Origin of the sequence: Pseudoxanthomonas sp., from assembly GCF_051953815.1 — a bacterium.
Taxonomy (GTDB): Bacteria; Pseudomonadota; Gammaproteobacteria; order Xanthomonadales; family Xanthomonadaceae; genus Pseudoxanthomonas_A.
This window is the reverse complement of sequence record NZ_JBQCIJ010000053.1, coordinates 15943-33758: the sequence shown is the minus strand read 5'-3', so window position 1 is coordinate 33758 and position 17816 is coordinate 15943. Positions and strand designations below refer to the sequence as shown.

Below are 17816 nucleotides of genomic sequence, written 5' to 3'. Positions count from 1 at the left end.
CGCCCCCTGTGGTGGCTGCGATTCCGGTTTTCGGTCAGGCGGCCTGCATGGCGCGCTTTTCCTGCGCGCGCACGATGCGCTCCATCATCCGCAGGGACTTGTCGCCCAGCGCCAGCGCGGTGTCGACCCAGACTTCCGTGATGTTCATCAGCTCGTCGTAGCTGACCCGCTGGGCCAGGCCGCGGACGGTGTTCATCGCCAGATGGGAGTAGGGGGCGCGCTGCTGCTGGCGGATCAGATCCTGCACGGCGGCTTCGCCCTGGCCCTTCGGCACCAGGATGTCGACGATGCCCATCTTGTAGAACTCGTCGCTGGAATACATGTTGCCTTCCAGGATGATGCGCTCGGCCAGCTGCGGCGCAACGCGCTTGCACAGGAACGAGTAGGCGCCCATGCCCGGGAACAGCCCGAACAGGACTTCCGGCAGGCCCATCTCGACGCCTTCCTCGGCGACGATGGTGTGGCAGGCCAGCGCCATTTCGAGACCACCGCCCAGCGCATCGCCCTGCAGCAGCGCGATCGTGCGGACGTCGCCGCCCAGGCCGGTATGCAGGGTGTACACGCCATCGATGCAGCGGCGGGCATAGGCCAGCAGGTGCTCGCGGTCGTTGGCGCGGATCAGCTTGGCGAACAGTTCCAGATCGCCGCCCAGGTTGAAGGCCGACGCCGACGAGGCGAGCACGAAATGACGCAGGCGACCGGACTGACGCTCGCTTTCGCGCAGGGTGATCGAGGAAGTGAAGCTCCACATTTCATCCAGCAGTTCGCTGCGGAAGCACGGCCGGGAGCCCTTGCCAGCGTCGTTGTGCATATACATCCAATGGCTGTTGCCATCGGGCGCGGATTCCACCTTGATGGTGGAGAAATTGCGGGTGCGCTGCAGTTTTTCGACGTTGTTCATGACGACTCCTCGGTGGCCTGTGGGCCGATGGTGTGGGGATTGGTATTGGGGACGTGCTGGGCACGGCGCGATGCTACACCTGAACGATTAGTGAAAAGACGACGCACACTGACTGGACCGCCAAGTACAGGGTTTATCCCTTCCCGTTGTTCATAAATGTGATGATAATCTCAAAAACAACCCTAAAGTTTTGAGAATCAAAAAGAAAGGCCGGCTTGCGCCGGCCTTTCGATTTCAGTGGGCGGCCCCGGACGGGGGCGGTTCGCGAAGCTCCTTGCGGAGGATCTTGCCGACATTGGTCTTGGGCAGTTCGGTCCGGAACTCGATGTACCGCGGCTGCTTGTAGCCGGTGAGGTTGTCCCGGCAGTAGGCCTTGATCCGTTCCTCGGTGAGGGCAGGGTCCTTCTTGACGATGAAGACCTTGACCGCTTCGCCGGAGCGCTCGTCCGGCACGCCGATGGCGGCCACCTCCAGGACACCCTCCAGGCCCGCGATGACGTCCTCGACCTCGTTCGGGTACACGTTGAAACCCGACACCAGGATCATGTCCTTCTTGCGGTCGACGATGTAGAAGAAGCCGTCGGCGTCCATCTTGGCCATGTCGCCGGTATGCAGCCAGCCGTCGGCGTCGATGACCTTGGCGGTTTCTTCCGGGCGCTGCCAGTAGCCGCGCATGACCTGCGGTCCCTTGATGCACAGCTCGCCGACCTCGCCCAGTCCGACCAGATTGCCGTCGTCATCCTTGAGGCAGGCGTCGGTGGACGGAATCGGCAGGCCGATGGCGCCGTTGTAGTCCTTCAGATCCATGGGATTGATGCACGCCGCCGGCGCGGTTTCGGTCAGGCCGTAGGCTTCCACCAGGGTAATCCCGGTGACCTTCTTCCAGCGATCGGCAACCGCTCGCTGCACGGCCATGCCGCCGCCCAGGGTTAGATGCAGGCGGGAGAAGTCCACCTGGTCGAAACCGGGCGTATTCAACAGGCCATTGAACAGCGTGTTGACACCGGTAATCGCGGTGAACTGGATCTTGCTGATCTCCTTGACGAAGTTCGGCATGTCGCGCGGGTTGGTGATCAGGTGGTTGGACGCACCGAATTTCATGAACACCAGGCAGTTCGCGGTGAGCGCGAAGATATGGTAGAGCGGCAACGCGGTGACGATCAGTTCGCCCTCCGCCTTGACGTCACGGCCGATCCAGGCCGAAGCCTGCTGCATGTTGGCGACCATGTTGCGATGCGTGAGCATCGCGCCCTTGGCCACGCCGGTGGTGCCGCCGGTGTATTGCAGGAACGCGATGTCCTCCGGGGCGATCTCGACCTCGGGCAACGCATGCAGGCGGCCCAGGGTGAGCGTGTCCTTGAAACGGACCGTGCCCGGGATGTCGTAGTCGGGCACCATCTTCTTGACGTACTTCAGCACGAAGTTGATCAGCGGGCCCTTGGGAAAGCCGAGCAGATCGCCCAGTCCGGTGGTGATGACCTGCTTGAGCGAGGTCAGGCCGGGGATGGCTTCCTGCACTGTCTTGCCGAAGTTGTCCACGACCAGCAGCACGCTGGCGGCGGAGTCGGACAACTGGTGGCGCAACTCGCGCGGCGTGTACATCGGATTGACGTTGACCACCGTCAACCCCGCGCGCAGCACGCCGAAGATGGCGATCGGATACTGCAGACAGTTGGGCATCATGATCGCGACGCGATCGCCTTTCTTCAGCTTCAGCTCATTGAGCAGATAGGCCGCGAACTGCTTGCTGAGCGTATCCACGTCGCCATAGGTCAGACTCTTGCCGAAGTTCGAGAACGCCGGGCGATTGCGGTAGCGATCAATGGCGCTTTCCAGCACCGAGACGATGGAGCGGTACTCATCCAGATCGATTTCGCGCGGAACGCCTTCCGGATAGCTCTTGAACCACGGACGGTCTTGACTCATCTTCTACTCCCTCCCCAGGGCCATGCTTCGGGTATGTTTGCGGTGTCGGCGCGAGCGCCGCGTGGGGGTCACGAGAGTGAGCATACCGTTCCGGATGGAAAAGGCGAAGGGAGTGTGAAAAACGTAATCGCGGTGCCCCGACCCCTCGGCGCCCGGAAGGGATGGCTGCCCGCGCTGTTGATCCTGCTGGCGCTGCTGGCCGGCTGTTCGCGGACCACGCCGGAGCAGCAACTGCGGAACCGCTTCGACGCGCTGCAGGGCGCGGTGGAGCAGCGGAACCCGGCCGATGCGATGGCGATCATCGCCGAGGATTTTTCCGGCCCGCAGGGCATGGATCGTGCTGCGCTGCACAACCTGCTGCGCGCTCAATTGCTCGCCCGCGACAGCATCGGCGTCACCACCGGTCCCTTGGAAGTGGTGATGCAGACGGATACCGCGATGATCCGTTTCGATGCGCTGCTCACAGGCGGCGGGCGCGGACGGTGGCTGCCGGACAGCGCGCAGAGTTACCGGGTCACCACGGGCTGGCGCCGGGTCGACAACGAGTGGCAGCTCTATCACGCCGACTGGCAGGCCGGACGCTGAGCACCAGCCTCATTCAGCGGCAACGCAGGTAGGGCGAGCCGGCGACCAGCGCACGGTGGCGCGGGTTCAGCGCCGGACCGCCGGGATAGCCTTCGTCGTGCGGCGCCACCGTCAGCACGCCCGGCTTTTCGTCGGCGTTGAAAGTCATCAGCACCGGATGGTGGCCTTCGCGACCGAACGGGAAGAACCACTGGCTGTTGCCTTCATAGAAGTTGCCGCCGTAGCTGGCCGCGTACTCCATCCGGCTCACCCGTTCACCGCGTCCCTCGATCTCGAAGGCCATGCCTTCGGCATCCACAAGAATGCGTGGCTGGCGCCGGCAGTCGCCGGCCGGCGCGTAGCGGCCATGAAGCAGGGGGAAGTCCTTCATGCCGGTGATTTCGACGGCATGGGCCACGGGCATACAGAAAAGCAGGGGCGGCAGAAGGCATCCGGGCAGCAGTGATGCGCGCATGATGTTTCCTCGCTGGGCCGGCGAATCCGTCCCGTCACCGGATACCACGCAAACGCCGCCCGGAACCGGCAACCGCCGGGGAGCTGGTTTTCCTTGATCAGGCCCGCCGTGGCGGGCGAGACCGGTGCGCTTGCGAGCCATTGGCTCGCGCGCCGGTAGAGCGCCCCGCGTGCTTCGCGGGGCGGGGCTTCCGTGATGTCGGCGCTCGATCAGGCCGCCTTGCGCGCCGCCAACTGACGGAGCACGTAGTGGAGCAGGCCGCCGTGGCGGAAGTACTCGACTTCCTTCGGCGTCAGCAGCAGCACCTTGACCTGGAAACGGATCTCCTGCCCGTCGGTACGGCGCGCGGTGACGGTGGCGACCTTCGACGCGCCGTCCTGCAGCCCGGCGATGTCGAACACTTCCGATCCGTCCAGGCCCAGGGTCTGTGCGTTCTGTCCGTCGATGAACTGCAGCGGCAGCACGCCCATGCCGACCAGATTGGAGCGGTGGATGCGCTCGAAACTCTCCGCGAACACCGCCTTCACGCCGAGCAGGTTGGTGCCCTTGGCGGCCCAGTCGCGGGAGGAGCCCGTGCCGTACTCCTTGCCGGCCAGGACCACCAGCGGCACGCCGTCGGCCTTGTACTTCATCGCCGCGTCGTAGATCGACAGCTTCTCCGGCGCGCCGCCACCGGGCGGGTGGTACAGCGTGTTGCCGCCTTCCTCGCCGCCGAACATCAGGTTCTTGATGCGGATGTTGGCGAAGGTGCCGCGCACCATCACGTCGTCGTTGCCGCGGCGGCTGCCGTAGCTGTTGAAGTCCACCGGCTGCACGCCGCGCGAGATCAGGAAACGACCCGCCGGGGAGTCCTTCTTGATGTTGCCGGCCGGCGAGATGTGATCGGTGGTGATCGAGTCGCCGAACAGGCCCAGCACGCGGGCGCCATACACGTCGTCGATGCCGCCGACCGCCATCGTCATGCGCTCGAAGTAGGGCGGATTCTTGATGTAGGTCGAGTCCGAATCCCACGCATACAGATCGCCGTCCGGCGAGGCGATGGCGTTCCAGCGGGTATCGCCCTTGAACACGTCGGCGTAGTTCTTGGCGAACATCTCCGGCCCGATGGTGCGGGCGATGAAATCGCCGATCTCGCTGTTGCTCGGCCAGATGTCCTTCAGGTAGACCGGCTGGCCGTCGTTGCCCACGCCCAGCGGCTCGGTGGTGAGATCGATGTCGGTGGTGCCGGCGATCGCGTAGGCGACGACCAGCGGCGGCGAGGCCAGATAGTTCATCTTCACTTCGGGGTGCACGCGGCCTTCGAAGTTGCGGTTGCCCGACAGTACCGAGGTCACCACCAGATCGCCGGCGGCGATGCCCGCGCTGACTTCCACCGGCAACGGGCCGGAGTTGCCGATGCAGGTCGTGCAGCCGTAGCCGACCACGTAGAAGCCCAGCTTCTCAAGGTCATCCAGCACGCCGGCCTTTTCCAGGTAATCGGTGACCACGCGCGAGCCCGGTCCCAACGAGGTCTTGACCCAGGGCTTGCGGTTCAGCCCCTTGGCGGCCGCGTTGCGGGCGAGCAGGCCCGCGCCGATCATCACCGCCGGGTTGGAGGTGTTGGTGCAGGACGTGATCGCCGCGATGACCACGGCGCCGTCCTTCAGCCGCACCTTCTGGCCTTCGGTCTCGATGTCGGCATAGCCGCGGCTCAGCGCCTCGTTGCCCACCGCCGAACCGCCGCCTTCGGACACGAAGTCGGAAATCGCCTGGCTGCGCTTGTCGCGGGCTTCGGCGAACGGCTGCAGGTTGTCGCGGAAATTCTTCTGCACATCCTCCAGCAGCACGCGATCCTGCGGGCGCTTGGGACCGGCCAGCGACGGCTTCACGTCGCCCATGTCCAAGTGCAGGGTGGCGCTGTACTGGGCGTGCGGGCTATCGGCGTCGTGCCACAGGCCCTGGGCCCTGGCATAACTTTCGACGAGCGCGATCTGATCCTCGCTGCGGCCGGACAGGCGCAGGTAGTTCAGCGACTCGGCATCGATCGGGAAAATGCCGCAGGTCGCGCCGTATTCCGGCGCCATGTTGCCGATGGTGGCGCGATCGGCCAGCGGCAGGTGCTGCAGGCCATCACCGTAGAATTCGACGAACTTGCCCACCACCCCGAGCTTGCGCAGCATCTGGGTGACGGTCAGCACCAGGTCGGTCGCGGTGGCGCCCTCGGGCAACTTGCCGGTCAGCTTGAAGCCGACCACCTGCGGGATCAGCATCGAGGAAGGCTGGCCCAGCATGGCCGCCTCGGCTTCGATGCCACCCACGCCCCAGCCCAGCACGCCGATGCCGTTGATCATCGTGGTGTGCGAATCGGTGCCGAACACGGTATCCGGATAGGCGATGGTCTCGCCATCCCGCTGCGCGGTCATCACCACCCGCGCCAGGTTCTCCAGGTTCACCTGGTGGACGATGCCGGTGTTGGGCGGCACCACCTTGAAGTTGTCGAACGCCTTCTGGCCCCAGCGCAGGAAGCCGTAGCGCTCCTTGTTGCGGTCGAACTCGATCTTGCCGTTCAGATCCAGCGCGTCGGGCTTGCCGAACACGTCCACCTGCACCGAGTGGTCGATGACCAGCTCGGACGGAATCAGTGGATTGATCTGATCCGGATTGCCGCCCAGCTTGACCACCGCGTCGCGCATCGCCGCCAGGTCGACCACGCAGGGGACGCCGGTGAAATCCTGCAGCACCACGCGGGCGGGCATGAAGGCGATTTCGGTGTCCGGCTCGCGGGTCGCATCCCATTTCGCGACCGCTTCGATGTGCTCGGGGGTGACGCTGACGCCGTCCTCGCAGCGGAGCAGGTTCTCCAGCAGGATCTTCATCGAATAGGGGAGGCGGGCAATGTCGAAGCGCTGGCCCAGCTTGGGCAGGCTGAAATAGGTGTACGCCTTGCCGTTGACGTCCAGACGGCTGCGGGTGGAGAAAGAGTCGCTCATGCGGGGGCTCCTGTGACGGTGGCTGGCGATGACGACGGCCAGAGGCCGGCTGGCTTGGCGCCGGCGGCGAGGCCGTCGGCGATGCAAGCGATTGTCCCTCAAATGGAGCCGGAGCGCGCGTTCCCCAAGGGCCGCGGGATGGACTTCACTGTTGCCGGCAGGTGCTTGCTGCGCGTCCCGGCGCCATGGCCGGCGGCTTCAACCGTCCCGCCATTCGTGCCGCAACAAGTCCAGGAAGCGCTCCGCCACCGGGGACAACTGCGCGCCGCGCCGGCGCACCACGCCGATGGTGCGCGATATGTCGGGGTGGCTCAGCGGACGTGTCACCAGGGAGGGATGTTCGCCTTGCGGGGTGGCCATCCGTGGCAGGACGGAAATGCCGACGCCGGCTTCGACCAGGCCCAGCGACGTGGACAGATGGGTGACCTCGTAGAACCAGTTCAGGCGCAGGTTCTCGCGCGCCAGCGCGCCGTCCAGCAGGGTGCGGTTGCCGCTGGTGCGGTGCACCGTGATCAGCGGATAGGGCGCCAGATCGCTCCAGTGGATGCGCCGTTTCCTCGCCAGCGGATGATCCCGCCGGCACGCCAGTACGAACGGATCCTCGAGCAACGCATCGAAGGCCAGTTCCGGATGCGAACTGCCCATGAAGTTGATGCCGAACTCGACTTCGCCGCGTTCCACCGCCTGCAGGCCCTCGGTGGCCGGCAGATCGAGGATGCGGAACCGCACACGCGGGTGATCTTCATGGAAGCGGGCGATCACGCTGGGCAGGAAATAGAACGCGGCGGTGGGCAGGCAGGCGATGGTGACCTGGCCGCCACGATGTTCGTCGCTGCCACGCAGCGAAAACAGCGAGCCATCGAACTCCTCCAGCATGCGCCGGACCAGCGGCAACAGATCCTGGCCGACCGCGGTCGGCACCACGCTGCGGGTGGTCCGTTCCAGCAGCGGCGCGCCCACGTTCTGTTCGAGTTTCTGGATGCGCCGGCTGAGCGCCGGTTGCGACAGATGGAGGGTTTCGGCGGCGCGGTGGAAACTGCGGGTCTCGCTGACCAGCAGGAACGCGCGCAGATCCAGGATCTCGCAATTGATGCTCATGGCCTATCAATTCGGGAAAAATTAGCAATTAATCGTCGCATGGCTTCATGCCAGTATCGAATCACAGGGGCAATATTAATGTGATTCAAGCATGAGTCGTGATGCATCGTCCAACGAGCCGCTGGGCATTCCATGTGTCCTGATGCGGGGAGGCACGTCGAAGGGGCCGTTCTTCCTCGCCTCCGATCTGCCGCCGGATCCCGCGATGCGCGATCAGCTGCTGCTGGACCTGATGGGCTCCGGCCATCCCTTGCAGATCGATGGTATCGGCGGCGGGAATCCGCTCTCCAGCAAGGTTGCCATCATAGACCACGCATCGCGACCCGACGCCGACATCGACTACCTGTTCGCGCAAGTGAAAGTGGACGAGCGGCAGGTCGACACCAGTCCCAACTGCGGCAACATGCTGTCGGCCGCCGCGCCCTTCGCGATCGAGGCCGGACTGGTGCCGGGCGTGCATCCAAGGACACAGGTCCGCATCCACAACGTCAATACCGGCAAGATCATCCGCGCAACCGTGCAAACCCCATCGGGGCGCGTGACCTATCAGGGCGATACCCGCATCGCCGGGGTGCCGGGCCGTGCTGCGCCGATAGAACTGGCCTTCCTGGATGCCGCGGGCACCCGCGGAGGCCGATTACTGCCAACGGGGGCTGCACAGGAGCAGATCGAAGGCGTCGACGTCAGCTGCATCGACTGCGCGATCCCGATGGTGCTGATCCCCGCGGAGGCGTTGGGATTGCGCGGCGATGAACCGCCTTCGAAATTGAACGGCGATGCGGCATTGCTGCGTCGCCTGGAAGCGATCCGCATTGAAGCGGGCCGACGCATGGGCATACCGGACGCCGGCAGCCGTGTCATTCCAAAGCCTGTCCTGCTGGCCGCCAGGGAGTCGGCTCCCGGCCTGCGGGTACGTTACTTCATGCCACACCAATGTCATCGCGCTTTGGCCATCACCGGAGGGGTCGGCATCGCCACGGCGGCCGTTACTGCAGGCACGGTGGCGCACGCGCTTGCCGGCCCCATCGAGACGACCGGCGTTGTGCTGGAACACCCCGGCGGCTGTCTGGAGGTATCGCTCGAACGCGCGAAACCCGATGGTCCCTGGATCGCCAGCGTGGTGCGCACCGCCCGGCGATTGTTCGAAGGAAAAGTGTTCACGCATCTGCCGGCCAGGGAGGCCAGCTCCTGGACGCGCGCCGCATGAGTGCGGATACATAGCCATCCAATCATCACCATTCCTCGGGAGGGAACACGATGTACGCAAGACTGCTGTGCCTGGGCGCGATGCTCGCCCTGCTCTTCACCGGATGCGACGGCAGGAATGCCGCCGGCCCGCCGTCGGGCAACGCGGATTCCCCGGCGGTGACCGGCGCGCCGGTGCGCATCAGCGTGGGCTCCTACAACCTCAACAATCTGCCGTTCTTCATCGCCGATTCCCAGGGTTATTTCAGGGATGAAGGCCTCGATGTACGGACCGAGAACTTCGCCCAGGGCGGCGCCAAGGTCCTGCAGGCGCTGGTCGCCGGTTCCACCGACGTGGCGGTGGGCTTCTACGACCACACCATCCAGATGCAGGTCAAGGACAAACCGGTGACGGCCTTCGTGCTGCTGTCGCGCAATTCCGGCCTGGTGCTGGCGGGCGGCAAGCGCAGCCGCTTCGATCCGGCCCGGCCGGACACCATCCGCGGCGCGCGTGTCGGCATCACCTCGCCCGGATCCTCGTCGGACTTCTTCATCCGCTACTACCTGGAACGCCACCGCATCCCGGCCTCGGCGGTGTCATTGATCGGCGTGGGATCGGGCGCCGCGGCGGTCGCGGCGCTGGAGCAGGGCAAGGTTGATCTGCTGGTGAACTACGATCCGGCCGCGACCCTGATCCAGGAACGCGGCGTCGGCCGGATCCTGATTGACGCGCGCAGCGACGCTGGCGCGCGCGAGGTCTACGGCGGCATCTATCCGACCTCGGTGCTGTACGCCCAGCCGTCGTTCATCGAGGCGCGCCCGGACGCCATCCAGAAGATCGTTCGCGCCGAGCGGCGAGCCCTGAAATTCATCGCCGAGAACAGCGCGGAGGCCATCGTCGCGGCGCTCCCGGACAGCTATGTCTCCGGTGATCGGGCCGTCTACGCCAAAGCGGTGGAATCCGCGCGCGGCATCTTCTCCCCCGATGGCCGGTTCGCCGAGTCGGACATGGGTACTCCGCTGACGGTGCTCTCGGAGTTCAACCCGGACATCGCGGCGGCCCAGGTGGATCTGGCGAAGACCTATACGAACCGCTTTGTCGACCGCGCGTCGAGCGGACATTGAAGATTTTGTCTGGAGGGCAATGTCATGGCAGCACTGAATCCCGTGCGTGAGCACAGGAAGGAAACAGCCTTCGCGGCATCCCCGATACCCAATCCGATGGTATCGATCGAAGGCATGACGATGGCGTTCGGCGACTTCGTCGCGGTGCGTGACGTCGATATCCGGGTAGGCGACGGCGAGTTCCTCGCCATCGTCGGGCCCACCGGCTGCGGCAAGAGCACCATCCTCAACGCCGTGGCCGGTTTGCTGGCGCCGGCGGCGGGAGGGGTGAGCATCGACGGCCGGCCGGTGGCAGGTGTCCAGAACAGCGTGGGTTACCTGTTCCAGCAGGATGCGTTGCTGCCGTGGAAAACGGCGCTCGAGAACGTCGAACTCGGCCTTCGCTTTCGCGGCATCGGGGCGCTCGAACGCGGCCGACAGGCGCGCGACTGGCTCGCCAAGGTCGGCCTGGCGGGGTTCGAGCACCGCTATCCGCATCAGCTTTCCGGCGGGCAGCGCAAACGCGTGCAGATGGCGCAGGCGCTCATCGTCGAGCCCAAGGTGATCCTGATGGACGAGCCGTTCTCGGCGCTGGACATCCATACCCGGCACCTGATGCAGAACAAACTGCTGCGGCTGTGGCAGGAGGACCGCCGCTCGGTGATCCTGATCACCCATGATCTCGAGGAAGCCATCGCCCTGGGCGATCGTGTGGTGGTGCTGGCCTCGGGGCCGGGTAGCCGCGTGGTGGAGAGTTTCCGGGTTGCGCTGGAGCGGCCGCGCAACGTGGCCGAAATCAAGCTGGATCCGCGCTTCACCGATCTGTATCGCGATATCTGGGCCTGCCTGCGTGGCGAAGTGGAGAAGAGCTATGCGTACGGCGACTGAGCGGTTCATCCAGGCGGGGCTGGTGGTGGCCGTGTTCGGCGGCTGGCAGGCGGGCGTGTCCTTGCGCATCATCGACCCGTTCTTCTTTCCGGCGCCGTGGGACATCGTCCGCCAGATGTATGTCTGGCTCAGCGACACCGGTTTCTACAAGCATGTGTCGGTAACGTTGACCGAGACCGCGCTGGGCTATGTCATCGGCACGGTGATGGGCGTGGCGGCCGGTGTCTGGCTGGGCCTCAATACCACCGTCGCACGCATCCTGGATCCTTTCATCAAGAGTTTCAACGCGATACCGCGCGTGGTGCTGGCGCCCATCTTCGTGCTGTGGCTGGGACTGGGGTTATGGTCGAAGGTCGCGCTGGCGGTGACGCTGGTGTTCTTCATCACCTTCTTCAACGCCATGCAGGGCGTGCGCGAGGTCAATCCGACCGTGCTGGCGAACGCGCGCATCCTCGGCGCCAACCGGCGAGATCTGCTGCGGCATGTCTATTTCCCCGCCGCGGCCAGCTGGATCCTGTCCTCCCTGCGCACTTCGGTGGGCTTCGCGGTGGTCGGCGCGATCATCGGCGAATACCTGGGCGCATCGGCGGGGCTCGGATACCTGATCGCGCAGGCCGAGGGCAACTTCAACGCGGTGGGCGTGTTCGCCGGAATCGTCGTGCTGGCGATGTTCGTGCTGCTCATCGATCAAGTGCTTGATATCGCCGAACACCGCCTGATCACGTGGCGTCCACGCGGGGCGGAAGGCACCCGTTAGCGGGCAGGTTCCCGTCACCGGCATGCGTCCGGTGGCGGCTTCTCTCCCTTTGATCGCTCAACGGCATCGGTGCCGAGGGCGCCGCTTTGCCTGGAGAAACATGATGAACACGAAACGGACGCCAACGCTGTTGGCAACGGCTTGCCTGTCCTTGTGCGCGCCGGCCTGGGCGCAGCCCGGCTCCGGTGCGGATGACGCGCAGGCCACGACGATTGAGCAGATCGTCAGGCAACAGGCGGACCACATCCAGATGCTGGAGGCACGTCTGGCCGACATCGAGTCGCGTCTTGCCCGGACTTCGGTGCACGCGGCGGATGCGGCCGCGGAGCCCTCGACGCAGGCCACGGGTACCGATGCCCTGGCCACGCGGCTGGACCGGCTGGAAGCCACCGCGTCGACGCAGCCCAAAATCAGCCTGGCCAAGGGCGCGCCCGAATTCACCAGTGCCGACGGCAAGGCGCGTTTCCGTCCGCGTGGCCGATTTTTCGTGGATGCATCCAGCACGGGTGGATCCGACGCCGCTTCGCGCAACCTGTCCGGAACCGAGGTCAGCTCGGCCCGGCTCGGCGTGGAAGGCAATCACGGGCGGCTGGGCTACGTGCTGGAAGCGGACTTTGCCGGCAACGCGGTCAGCTGGAAGTCGGCCTTCGGTGCGTTCGAGCACCAGTTGTTCGGCATTCCGGCCGAGTTCTCGGTTGGCCTGCGCCTCAATGACCGGAGCATGGACGGCGCCAGCGGGGTATCCAGTACGCCGTTCCAGAGCCGCAACGTGGTGGGGGCGGTGATCCTTCCGCAGCACGGCGCTTCCGACCTGGGCGTGATGCAGCGGCTCCAGGGCCGGGACTGGCACGCGGCGCTGCATGTCAGCGGGGATGGGCCCGATGAACCGGGCAGCGGCAACGGCGCGCTGGCCTACACGCTGCGCGGCCACTGGAATCCCATACGTACCGAGCGCATGACCGTCCATCTGGGGGGCTGGGGTTTCCGCGAGCAGATCCGGGGCCCGGTCCGGGCCGTACGCGGTGCGGCCATCGGCGGCACCTTCAACGACAACCTGCGGATCGCCCCCGGCCGGGTCGCCGATGCCGACCGCGGCGAGGCGCTGGGACTGGAGTTGGCGACGTTCGCCGGGCCGGCATGGGTCCAGGGAGAATGGGGCGCACGGCGGGTGCGCGGCTGGGATGACGGCGCGCGTGGAACGTTCACGCATCGTGCGCATGCGTTGGCGGCGGGGTGGTTCCTGGGCGAGGCCAGGCCGGCTTATTCGGCCAGGACCGGGACCTGGGGACGGGTCAAGGTCGACGCGCCGGTGAGCGACGGCGGGCCCGGTGCATGGGAATTGAAGGCCCGCTACGACACCGCCGACTACACCGACCTGCCGGGAGGCGGGCGGGGCAGCGCCTGGACGGTGGGCACCAACTGGTACCTCAACAACTGGAGCCGGTTGATGCTGGACACCGTGCGCTGGCGGACCCGCCAGCCGGCCGGACGCTACGCCGGGGACGACCGCGGGTATACGGTCAACATGCGTTTCCAGGTGTCCTTCTGACACGATGTCGGCCGGGGCCCGGGAGCGCCCTGGCCGACATTTCCCGACGGCGGCGGTTTGGGTATGCCGGGGAAAGTATGTATACTTCATGCATACTTCGCAGGAGTCCCGGATGGAAGCGACCGTCGCCGAGCGTGGCCAGATCACCCTGCCCAAGGCCGTCCGCGATGCCCTGGGCCTGACCAAGGGCAGCGTGCTCAAGGTCGAACTGGAAGGCAGCCGGATCGTCCTGCGCAAGAGCGTGGACGACGCCATCTCGCGCGCCCGCGGTCGTTTCAAGCTGGATGGTTTCGACAGCACCGATGCGGCCATGCGCGCCCTGCGCGGCCATGCGCCCGGCGAATCCACGGAACAGTGAGCGCCTGAGCCGACGCCATGATTGCCCTGGATTCCTCCGTCCTCATCGACCTGCTGGCCGACGGCCCGCAGGCCGACGCCGCCGAAGCCTGCCTGCGCCAATGCCTGAGCGCCGGGCCGGTGGTGATCTGCGAGGTCGCCCTGGCCGAAGTGTGCAGCGCGCTGCGCGACGGTTCGGAGGCGCTGGCGGTGCTGGAGGAAATGAGCATCCGCTTCAGCCCGCTGGAAGCCAAGTCGGCCCTGCGCGCCGGCGAAATGCAGCGTCGCTACCGCCAACGCGACGGCGCGCGTGACCGCGCCGCGCCCGATTTCCTGATCGGCGCCCACGCACTGCTCCAGTGCAACGGGCTGATCACCCGCGACGATCGGTTCTACCGCGATTACTTCAAGGGGCTGAAGTTGATTGTTCCCGCCGCGGAATGAAGCCCCACCCGTTGTTTCCCGTCACTTCACCGAATACCGGAGTCACCATGTTGGAAGCCTATCGCCACCACGTAGCCGAGCGCGCCGCGCTGGGTATCCCGCCGCTGCCGCTGTCGGCCCAGCAGACCGCCGACGTCATCGAGCTGCTGAAGGCGCCGCCGGCCGGCGAGGGCGACTTCCTGCTGGATCTGATCACCCACCGCGTGCCGGCCGGCGTCGACGACGCCGCCAAGGTCAAGGCGTCCTACCTGGCCGCGGTCGCCTTCGGCACCGAGCAGTGCCCGCTGATCAGCCGCGAGCGCGCCACCGAACTACTGGGCACCATGCTCGGCGGCTACAACATCCATCCGCTGGTGGAACTGCTGGACGACGCCCAAGTCGGCACCATCGCCGCCAACGCGCTCAAGCACACCCTGCTGATGTTCGATGCCTTCCACGATGTGCAGGAAAAAGCGCAGAAGGGCAACGCCAACGCCCAGGCCGTGCTGCAGAGCTGGGCCGACGCCGAATGGTTCACCAGCCGTCCGGAAGTGCCGCAGTCGCTGACCGTCACCGTGTTCAAGGTGCCGGGCGAGACCAACACCGACGACCTGTCGCCGGCGCCGGACGCGACCACCCGTCCCGACATCCCGATGCACGCCCTGGCGATGCTCAAGAACAAGCGCGATGGCGCGCCGTTCACCCCGGAGGAAGACGGCAAGCGCGGCCCGATCGCGTTCATCCAGTCGCTGACCGAAAAGGGCCATCCGGTCGCCTACGTCGGCGACGTGGTCGGCACCGGCTCCAGCCGCAAGTCGGCCACCAACTCGGTGCTGTGGTGGACCGGCGAAGACATCCCGTTCATTCCGAACAAGCGCTTCGGCGGCGTCTGCCTGGGCAGCAAGATCGCTCCCATCTTCTACAACACGATGGAAGACGCCGGCGCGCTGCCGATCGAACTGGACGTGTCGAAGATGGACATGGGCGATGTCGTCGAACTGCGTCCGTATGAAGGCAAGGCGCTGAAGAACGGTGAGGTCATCGCCGAGTTCCAGGTCAAGAGCGACGTGCTGTTCGACGAAGTGCGCGCCGGCGGCCGCATCCCGCTGATCATCGGTCGCGGCCTGACCGCCAAGGCGCGCGAGGCGCTGGGTCTGCCGGCTTCCACGCTGTTCCGCCTGCCGCAGAACCCGGCCGACACCGGCAAGGGCTATACCCTGGCGCAGAAGATGGTTGGCCGCGCCTGCGGCCTGGCCGAAGGCCAGGGCATCCGCCCGGGCACCTACTGCGAGCCGAAGATGACCTCGGTGGGTTCGCAGGACACCACCGGCCCGATGACCCGCGACGAACTGAAGGATCTGGCCTGCCTGGGTTTCAGCGCGGACTTGGTGATGCAGTCGTTCTGCCACACCGCCGCCTATCCGAAGCCGGTCGACGTGAAGACCCACCACGAGTTGCCGGCGTTCATCAGCAACCGCGGCGGCATCTCGCTGCGCCCGGGCGACGGCGTGATCCACAGCTGGCTCAACCGCATGCTGCTGCCCGACACCGTCGGCACCGGCGGCGACTCGCACACCCGTTTCCCGGTGGGCATCTCGTTCCCGGCCGGTTCGGGCCTGGTCGCCTTCGCCGCCGCCACCGGGGTGATGCCGCTGGACATGCCGGAATCGGTGCTGGTCCGCTTCAAGGGTGAAATGCAGCCGGGCGTGACCCTGCGCGATCTGGTCAACGCCATTCCGCTGTACGCCATCAAGCAGGGCCTGCTGACGGTCGCCAAGCAGGGCAAGAAGAACATCTTCTCCGGCCGCATCCTGGAAATCGAAGGCCTACCGGATCTGAAGGTGGAGCAGGCGTTCGAGCTGTCCGACGCCTCGGCCGAGCGTTCGGCCGCCGGCTGCACCGTGCACCTCAACAAGGAACCGATCATCGAGTACATCAACAGCAACATCACGCTGCTGAAGTGGATGATCGCCGAGGGCTATCAGGATCCGCGCAGCCTGCAGCGCCGCATCAAGGCGATGGAAGCGTGGCTGGCCGATCCGCAACTGATGAAGGCCGACGCCGACGCCGAGTACGCGGCGGTCATCGAGATCGACCTGGCCGACGTGCATGAGCCGATCGTGGCCTGCCCGAACGATCCGGACGACGTGAAGACCCTGTCGGAAGTGTCCGGCGCGGTGATCGACGAAGTGTTCATCGGTTCGTGCATGACCAACATCGGCCACTTCCGCGCCGCGTCCAAGCTGCTGGAAGGCAAGCGCGACATCCCGACCAAGCTGTGGGTCGCGCCGCCGACCAAGATGGATGCCGCCGAACTGACCAAGGAAGGCCACTACGGCACCTTCGGCACCGCCGGCGCGCGCATGGAAATGCCGGGCTGCTCGCTGTGCATGGGCAACCAGGCGCAGGTGAAGGAGGGCGCGACCGTGTTCTCCACCAGCACCCGCAACTTCCCGAACCGCCTGGGCAAGAACTCCAACGTGTACCTGGGTTCGGCGGAACTGGCCGCGATCTGCTCGCGCCTGGGCCGCATCCCGACCAAGGCCGAGTACATGGCCGACATCGGCGTCATCAATGCCAACGGCGCTCAGATCTACCGCTACATGAACTTCGATCAGATCGCCGACTACAAGGACGTCGCCGACACCGTCGCCGCGTAAGCGTCGCGATGGTCACGGCTCCACGAAAACCCCGGCGAAAGCCGGGGTTTTTCGTTGCCGGAGCCCTGTGCCCTGGACCGATGCGGCCGCGCCGCGGGCGGCTCAGCGCCTACGCGTGATCCTGCAGCAGGCGGGTGAACTCGTCGGCGGCGGCGGTCTGCTCGCCGGGGCGACGCACCAGCACGTACTCGGCTTTCGGCAGGGCCGGCAGGCCCAGTTCGTCGTTGACGATCTTCAGGCCCTGGACCAGTTCGGTGCGGGTCATCACCGCCACGCCCAGCCCGGCGAGGGTGGCCGCACGCAGGCCTTCGTTGCTGGCCGAGGTGAAGGTGAAGTGCCAGGGCTGCGCGGCGCGTTCCAGCGCGGCGAGGCCGATCTGCCTGCGCAGGCAGGGCGCCGGCGCGAACGCGAGCGGCAGCGAGTCGCCCGCGGGTGGCGCGAAGTTCTCCGCGGCGCTCCACACGAACTCGGTACTGCGCAGCAGCAGATCCTCCTCCTGGCCCGGCTCGGCCAGCACCACCGCCATGTCGAGTTCGCCGGCGGCGACCATCGCGCGGAAATCCGGGCAGGACGAGACGTTCACTTCCAGCCTCACGCAGGGATGGCTGCGCGCGAACTGGCCGAGCAGGCTGGGCAGGCGCGCGCCCAGGTAGGTATCGGCCACGCCGAAACGGATCACGCCGGACACCGGCGACAGATGGAATCGCCGGGTCAGCGCGTCGGACGCGTCGAGGATGCGCTGCGCGTGGCTCAGGAACTCCTCGCCGTCCTCGGTCAGGGTCAGGCGGCGGGTGGTGCGATTGAGCAACGGCCGACCGACCTGCTCCTCCAGCCGGCGGATCTGGTGGCTGATCGCCGACTGGGTCAGGTGCAGGCGCTCGGCGGCGCGGGTGAAGCCGCCGGAGTCGTTGACCGCGATGAAGGCACGCAGCAGGGTGGGGTCGAAGTCCATGGGGGTGGCATGATGGAAATTACTGAATT

At 66.1% G+C, this 17816-nt stretch carries 15 protein-coding genes; 9 read left to right on the top strand and 6 right to left on the bottom strand.

Features of this window, described 5'->3' with window-relative positions; all coding sequences use genetic code 11:
- Positions 1-34: 34 nt before the first annotated feature.
- A complete protein-coding gene (locus ACTHN1_RS16975; RefSeq protein WP_440472099.1) occupies positions 35-901 on the bottom strand; it encodes a crotonase/enoyl-CoA hydratase family protein in 867 nt (288 codons plus the stop codon).
- Between the two features lie 234 nt (positions 902-1135).
- Complete coding sequence (locus tag ACTHN1_RS16970; protein WP_440472098.1) at positions 1136-2827, bottom strand: long-chain fatty acid--CoA ligase; 1692 nt, start codon at positions 2825-2827, stop codon at positions 1136-1138.
- Positions 2828-2959: 132 nt separating this feature from the next.
- On the opposite strand from ACTHN1_RS16970, the gene ACTHN1_RS16965 reads away from it, so the two are divergent.
- Positions 2960-3412, top strand: coding sequence for a nuclear transport factor 2 family protein (locus ACTHN1_RS16965; RefSeq protein WP_440472097.1), 453 nt, complete (start codon positions 2960-2962; stop codon positions 3410-3412).
- 13 nt (positions 3413-3425) lie between these two features.
- Here the strand turns inward: ACTHN1_RS16965 and ACTHN1_RS16960 are convergent, their stop codons facing one another.
- From ACTHN1_RS16960 to ACTHN1_RS16950, 3 genes are all read right to left on the bottom strand, one after another.
- Entirely contained in the window at positions 3426-3782 is a 357-nt protein-coding gene (locus tag ACTHN1_RS16960; protein WP_440472096.1) for a hypothetical protein, read from the bottom strand.
- Between the two features lie 293 nt (positions 3783-4075).
- A complete protein-coding gene (gene acnA / locus ACTHN1_RS16955) occupies positions 4076-6835 on the bottom strand; it encodes an aconitate hydratase AcnA (protein WP_440472095.1) in 2760 nt (919 codons plus the stop codon).
- Between the two features lie 198 nt (positions 6836-7033).
- Positions 7034-7933 carry a LysR family transcriptional regulator gene (locus tag ACTHN1_RS16950; protein WP_440472094.1) on the bottom strand — a complete coding sequence of 300 codons (900 nt, stop codon included), beginning with the start codon at positions 7931-7933 and terminating at the stop codon, positions 7034-7036.
- Between the two features lie 91 nt (positions 7934-8024).
- Between ACTHN1_RS16950 and ACTHN1_RS16945 the strand changes: the two genes are divergently transcribed.
- From ACTHN1_RS16945 to acnB, 8 genes are all read left to right on the top strand, one after another.
- Positions 8025-9140: a 4-oxalomesaconate tautomerase gene (locus ACTHN1_RS16945; protein ID WP_440472093.1), complete on the top strand. Its 1116-nt coding sequence runs from the start codon at positions 8025-8027 to the stop codon at positions 9138-9140.
- Between the two features lie 50 nt (positions 9141-9190).
- A complete protein-coding gene (locus ACTHN1_RS16940) occupies positions 9191-10243 on the top strand; it encodes an ABC transporter substrate-binding protein (RefSeq protein WP_440472092.1) in 1053 nt (350 codons plus the stop codon).
- A 96-nt stretch (positions 10244-10339) separates the two neighbouring features.
- Entirely contained in the window at positions 10340-11110 is a 771-nt protein-coding gene (locus ACTHN1_RS16935; RefSeq protein ID WP_440472091.1) for an ABC transporter ATP-binding protein, read from the top strand.
- The gene (locus ACTHN1_RS16930; RefSeq protein WP_440472090.1) at positions 11094-11867 is read left to right on the top strand and encodes an ABC transporter permease; all 774 of its coding nucleotides are present in this window, start codon (positions 11094-11096) and stop codon (positions 11865-11867) included. Before ACTHN1_RS16935 ends, ACTHN1_RS16930 begins: the two co-directional genes overlap by 17 nt.
- Before the next feature lie 103 nt (positions 11868-11970).
- Positions 11971-13416 (top strand): OprO/OprP family phosphate-selective porin, encoded by a 1446-nt coding sequence (locus ACTHN1_RS16925; protein WP_440472089.1) that lies wholly within the window; start codon positions 11971-11973, stop codon positions 13414-13416.
- 112 nt (positions 13417-13528) lie between these two features.
- Positions 13529-13774, top strand: a complete 246-nt coding sequence (locus ACTHN1_RS16920; RefSeq protein ID WP_440472088.1) for an AbrB/MazE/SpoVT family DNA-binding domain-containing protein — start codon at positions 13529-13531, stop codon at positions 13772-13774.
- Between the two features lie 17 nt (positions 13775-13791).
- Positions 13792-14196, top strand: coding sequence for a type II toxin-antitoxin system VapC family toxin (locus ACTHN1_RS16915; RefSeq protein ID WP_440472087.1), 405 nt, complete (start codon positions 13792-13794; stop codon positions 14194-14196).
- Positions 14197-14243: 47 nt separating this feature from the next.
- Positions 14244-16835: a bifunctional aconitate hydratase 2/2-methylisocitrate dehydratase gene (gene acnB / locus ACTHN1_RS16910; protein ID WP_440472086.1), complete on the top strand. Its 2592-nt coding sequence runs from the start codon at positions 14244-14246 to the stop codon at positions 16833-16835.
- 109 nt (positions 16836-16944) lie between these two features.
- Here the strand turns inward: acnB and ACTHN1_RS16905 are convergent, their stop codons facing one another.
- Complete coding sequence (locus ACTHN1_RS16905) at positions 16945-17787, bottom strand: LysR family transcriptional regulator (RefSeq protein ID WP_440472085.1); 843 nt, start codon at positions 17785-17787, stop codon at positions 16945-16947.
- Between the last annotated feature and the right edge of the window lie 29 nt (positions 17788-17816).

Bases quoted from the DNA above. Each gene is read 5' to 3' on its own strand.
- ACTHN1_RS16975 (WP_440472099.1), bottom strand. From the start codon at position 901: ATGAACAACGTCGAAAAACTGCAGCGCACCCGCAATTTCTCCACCATC.
- ACTHN1_RS16970 (WP_440472098.1), bottom strand. From the start codon at position 2,827: ATGAGTCAAGACCGTCCGTGGTTCAAGAGCTATCCGGAAGGCGTTCCG.
- ACTHN1_RS16960 (WP_440472096.1), bottom strand. From the start codon at position 3,782: ATGAAGGACTTCCCCCTGCTTCATGGCCGCTACGCGCCGGCCGGCGAC.
- acnA (WP_440472095.1), bottom strand. From the start codon at position 6,835: ATGAGCGACTCTTTCTCCACCCGCAGCCGTCTGGACGTCAACGGCAAG.
- ACTHN1_RS16950 (WP_440472094.1), bottom strand. From the start codon at position 7,933: ATGAGCATCAATTGCGAGATCCTGGATCTGCGCGCGTTCCTGCTGGTC.
- ACTHN1_RS16945 (WP_440472093.1), top strand. From the start codon at position 8,025: ATGAGTCGTGATGCATCGTCCAACGAGCCGCTGGGCATTCCATGTGTC.
- ACTHN1_RS16940 (WP_440472092.1), top strand. From the start codon at position 9,191: ATGTACGCAAGACTGCTGTGCCTGGGCGCGATGCTCGCCCTGCTCTTC.
- ACTHN1_RS16935 (WP_440472091.1), top strand. From the start codon at position 10,340: ATGGTATCGATCGAAGGCATGACGATGGCGTTCGGCGACTTCGTCGCG.
- ACTHN1_RS16930 (WP_440472090.1), top strand. From the start codon at position 11,094: ATGCGTACGGCGACTGAGCGGTTCATCCAGGCGGGGCTGGTGGTGGCC.
- ACTHN1_RS16925 (WP_440472089.1), top strand. From the start codon at position 11,971: ATGAACACGAAACGGACGCCAACGCTGTTGGCAACGGCTTGCCTGTCC.
- ACTHN1_RS16920 (WP_440472088.1), top strand. From the start codon at position 13,529: ATGGAAGCGACCGTCGCCGAGCGTGGCCAGATCACCCTGCCCAAGGCC.
- ACTHN1_RS16915 (WP_440472087.1), top strand. From the start codon at position 13,792: ATGATTGCCCTGGATTCCTCCGTCCTCATCGACCTGCTGGCCGACGGC.
- acnB (WP_440472086.1), top strand. From the start codon at position 14,244: ATGTTGGAAGCCTATCGCCACCACGTAGCCGAGCGCGCCGCGCTGGGT.
- ACTHN1_RS16905 (WP_440472085.1), bottom strand. From the start codon at position 17,787: ATGGACTTCGACCCCACCCTGCTGCGTGCCTTCATCGCGGTCAACGAC.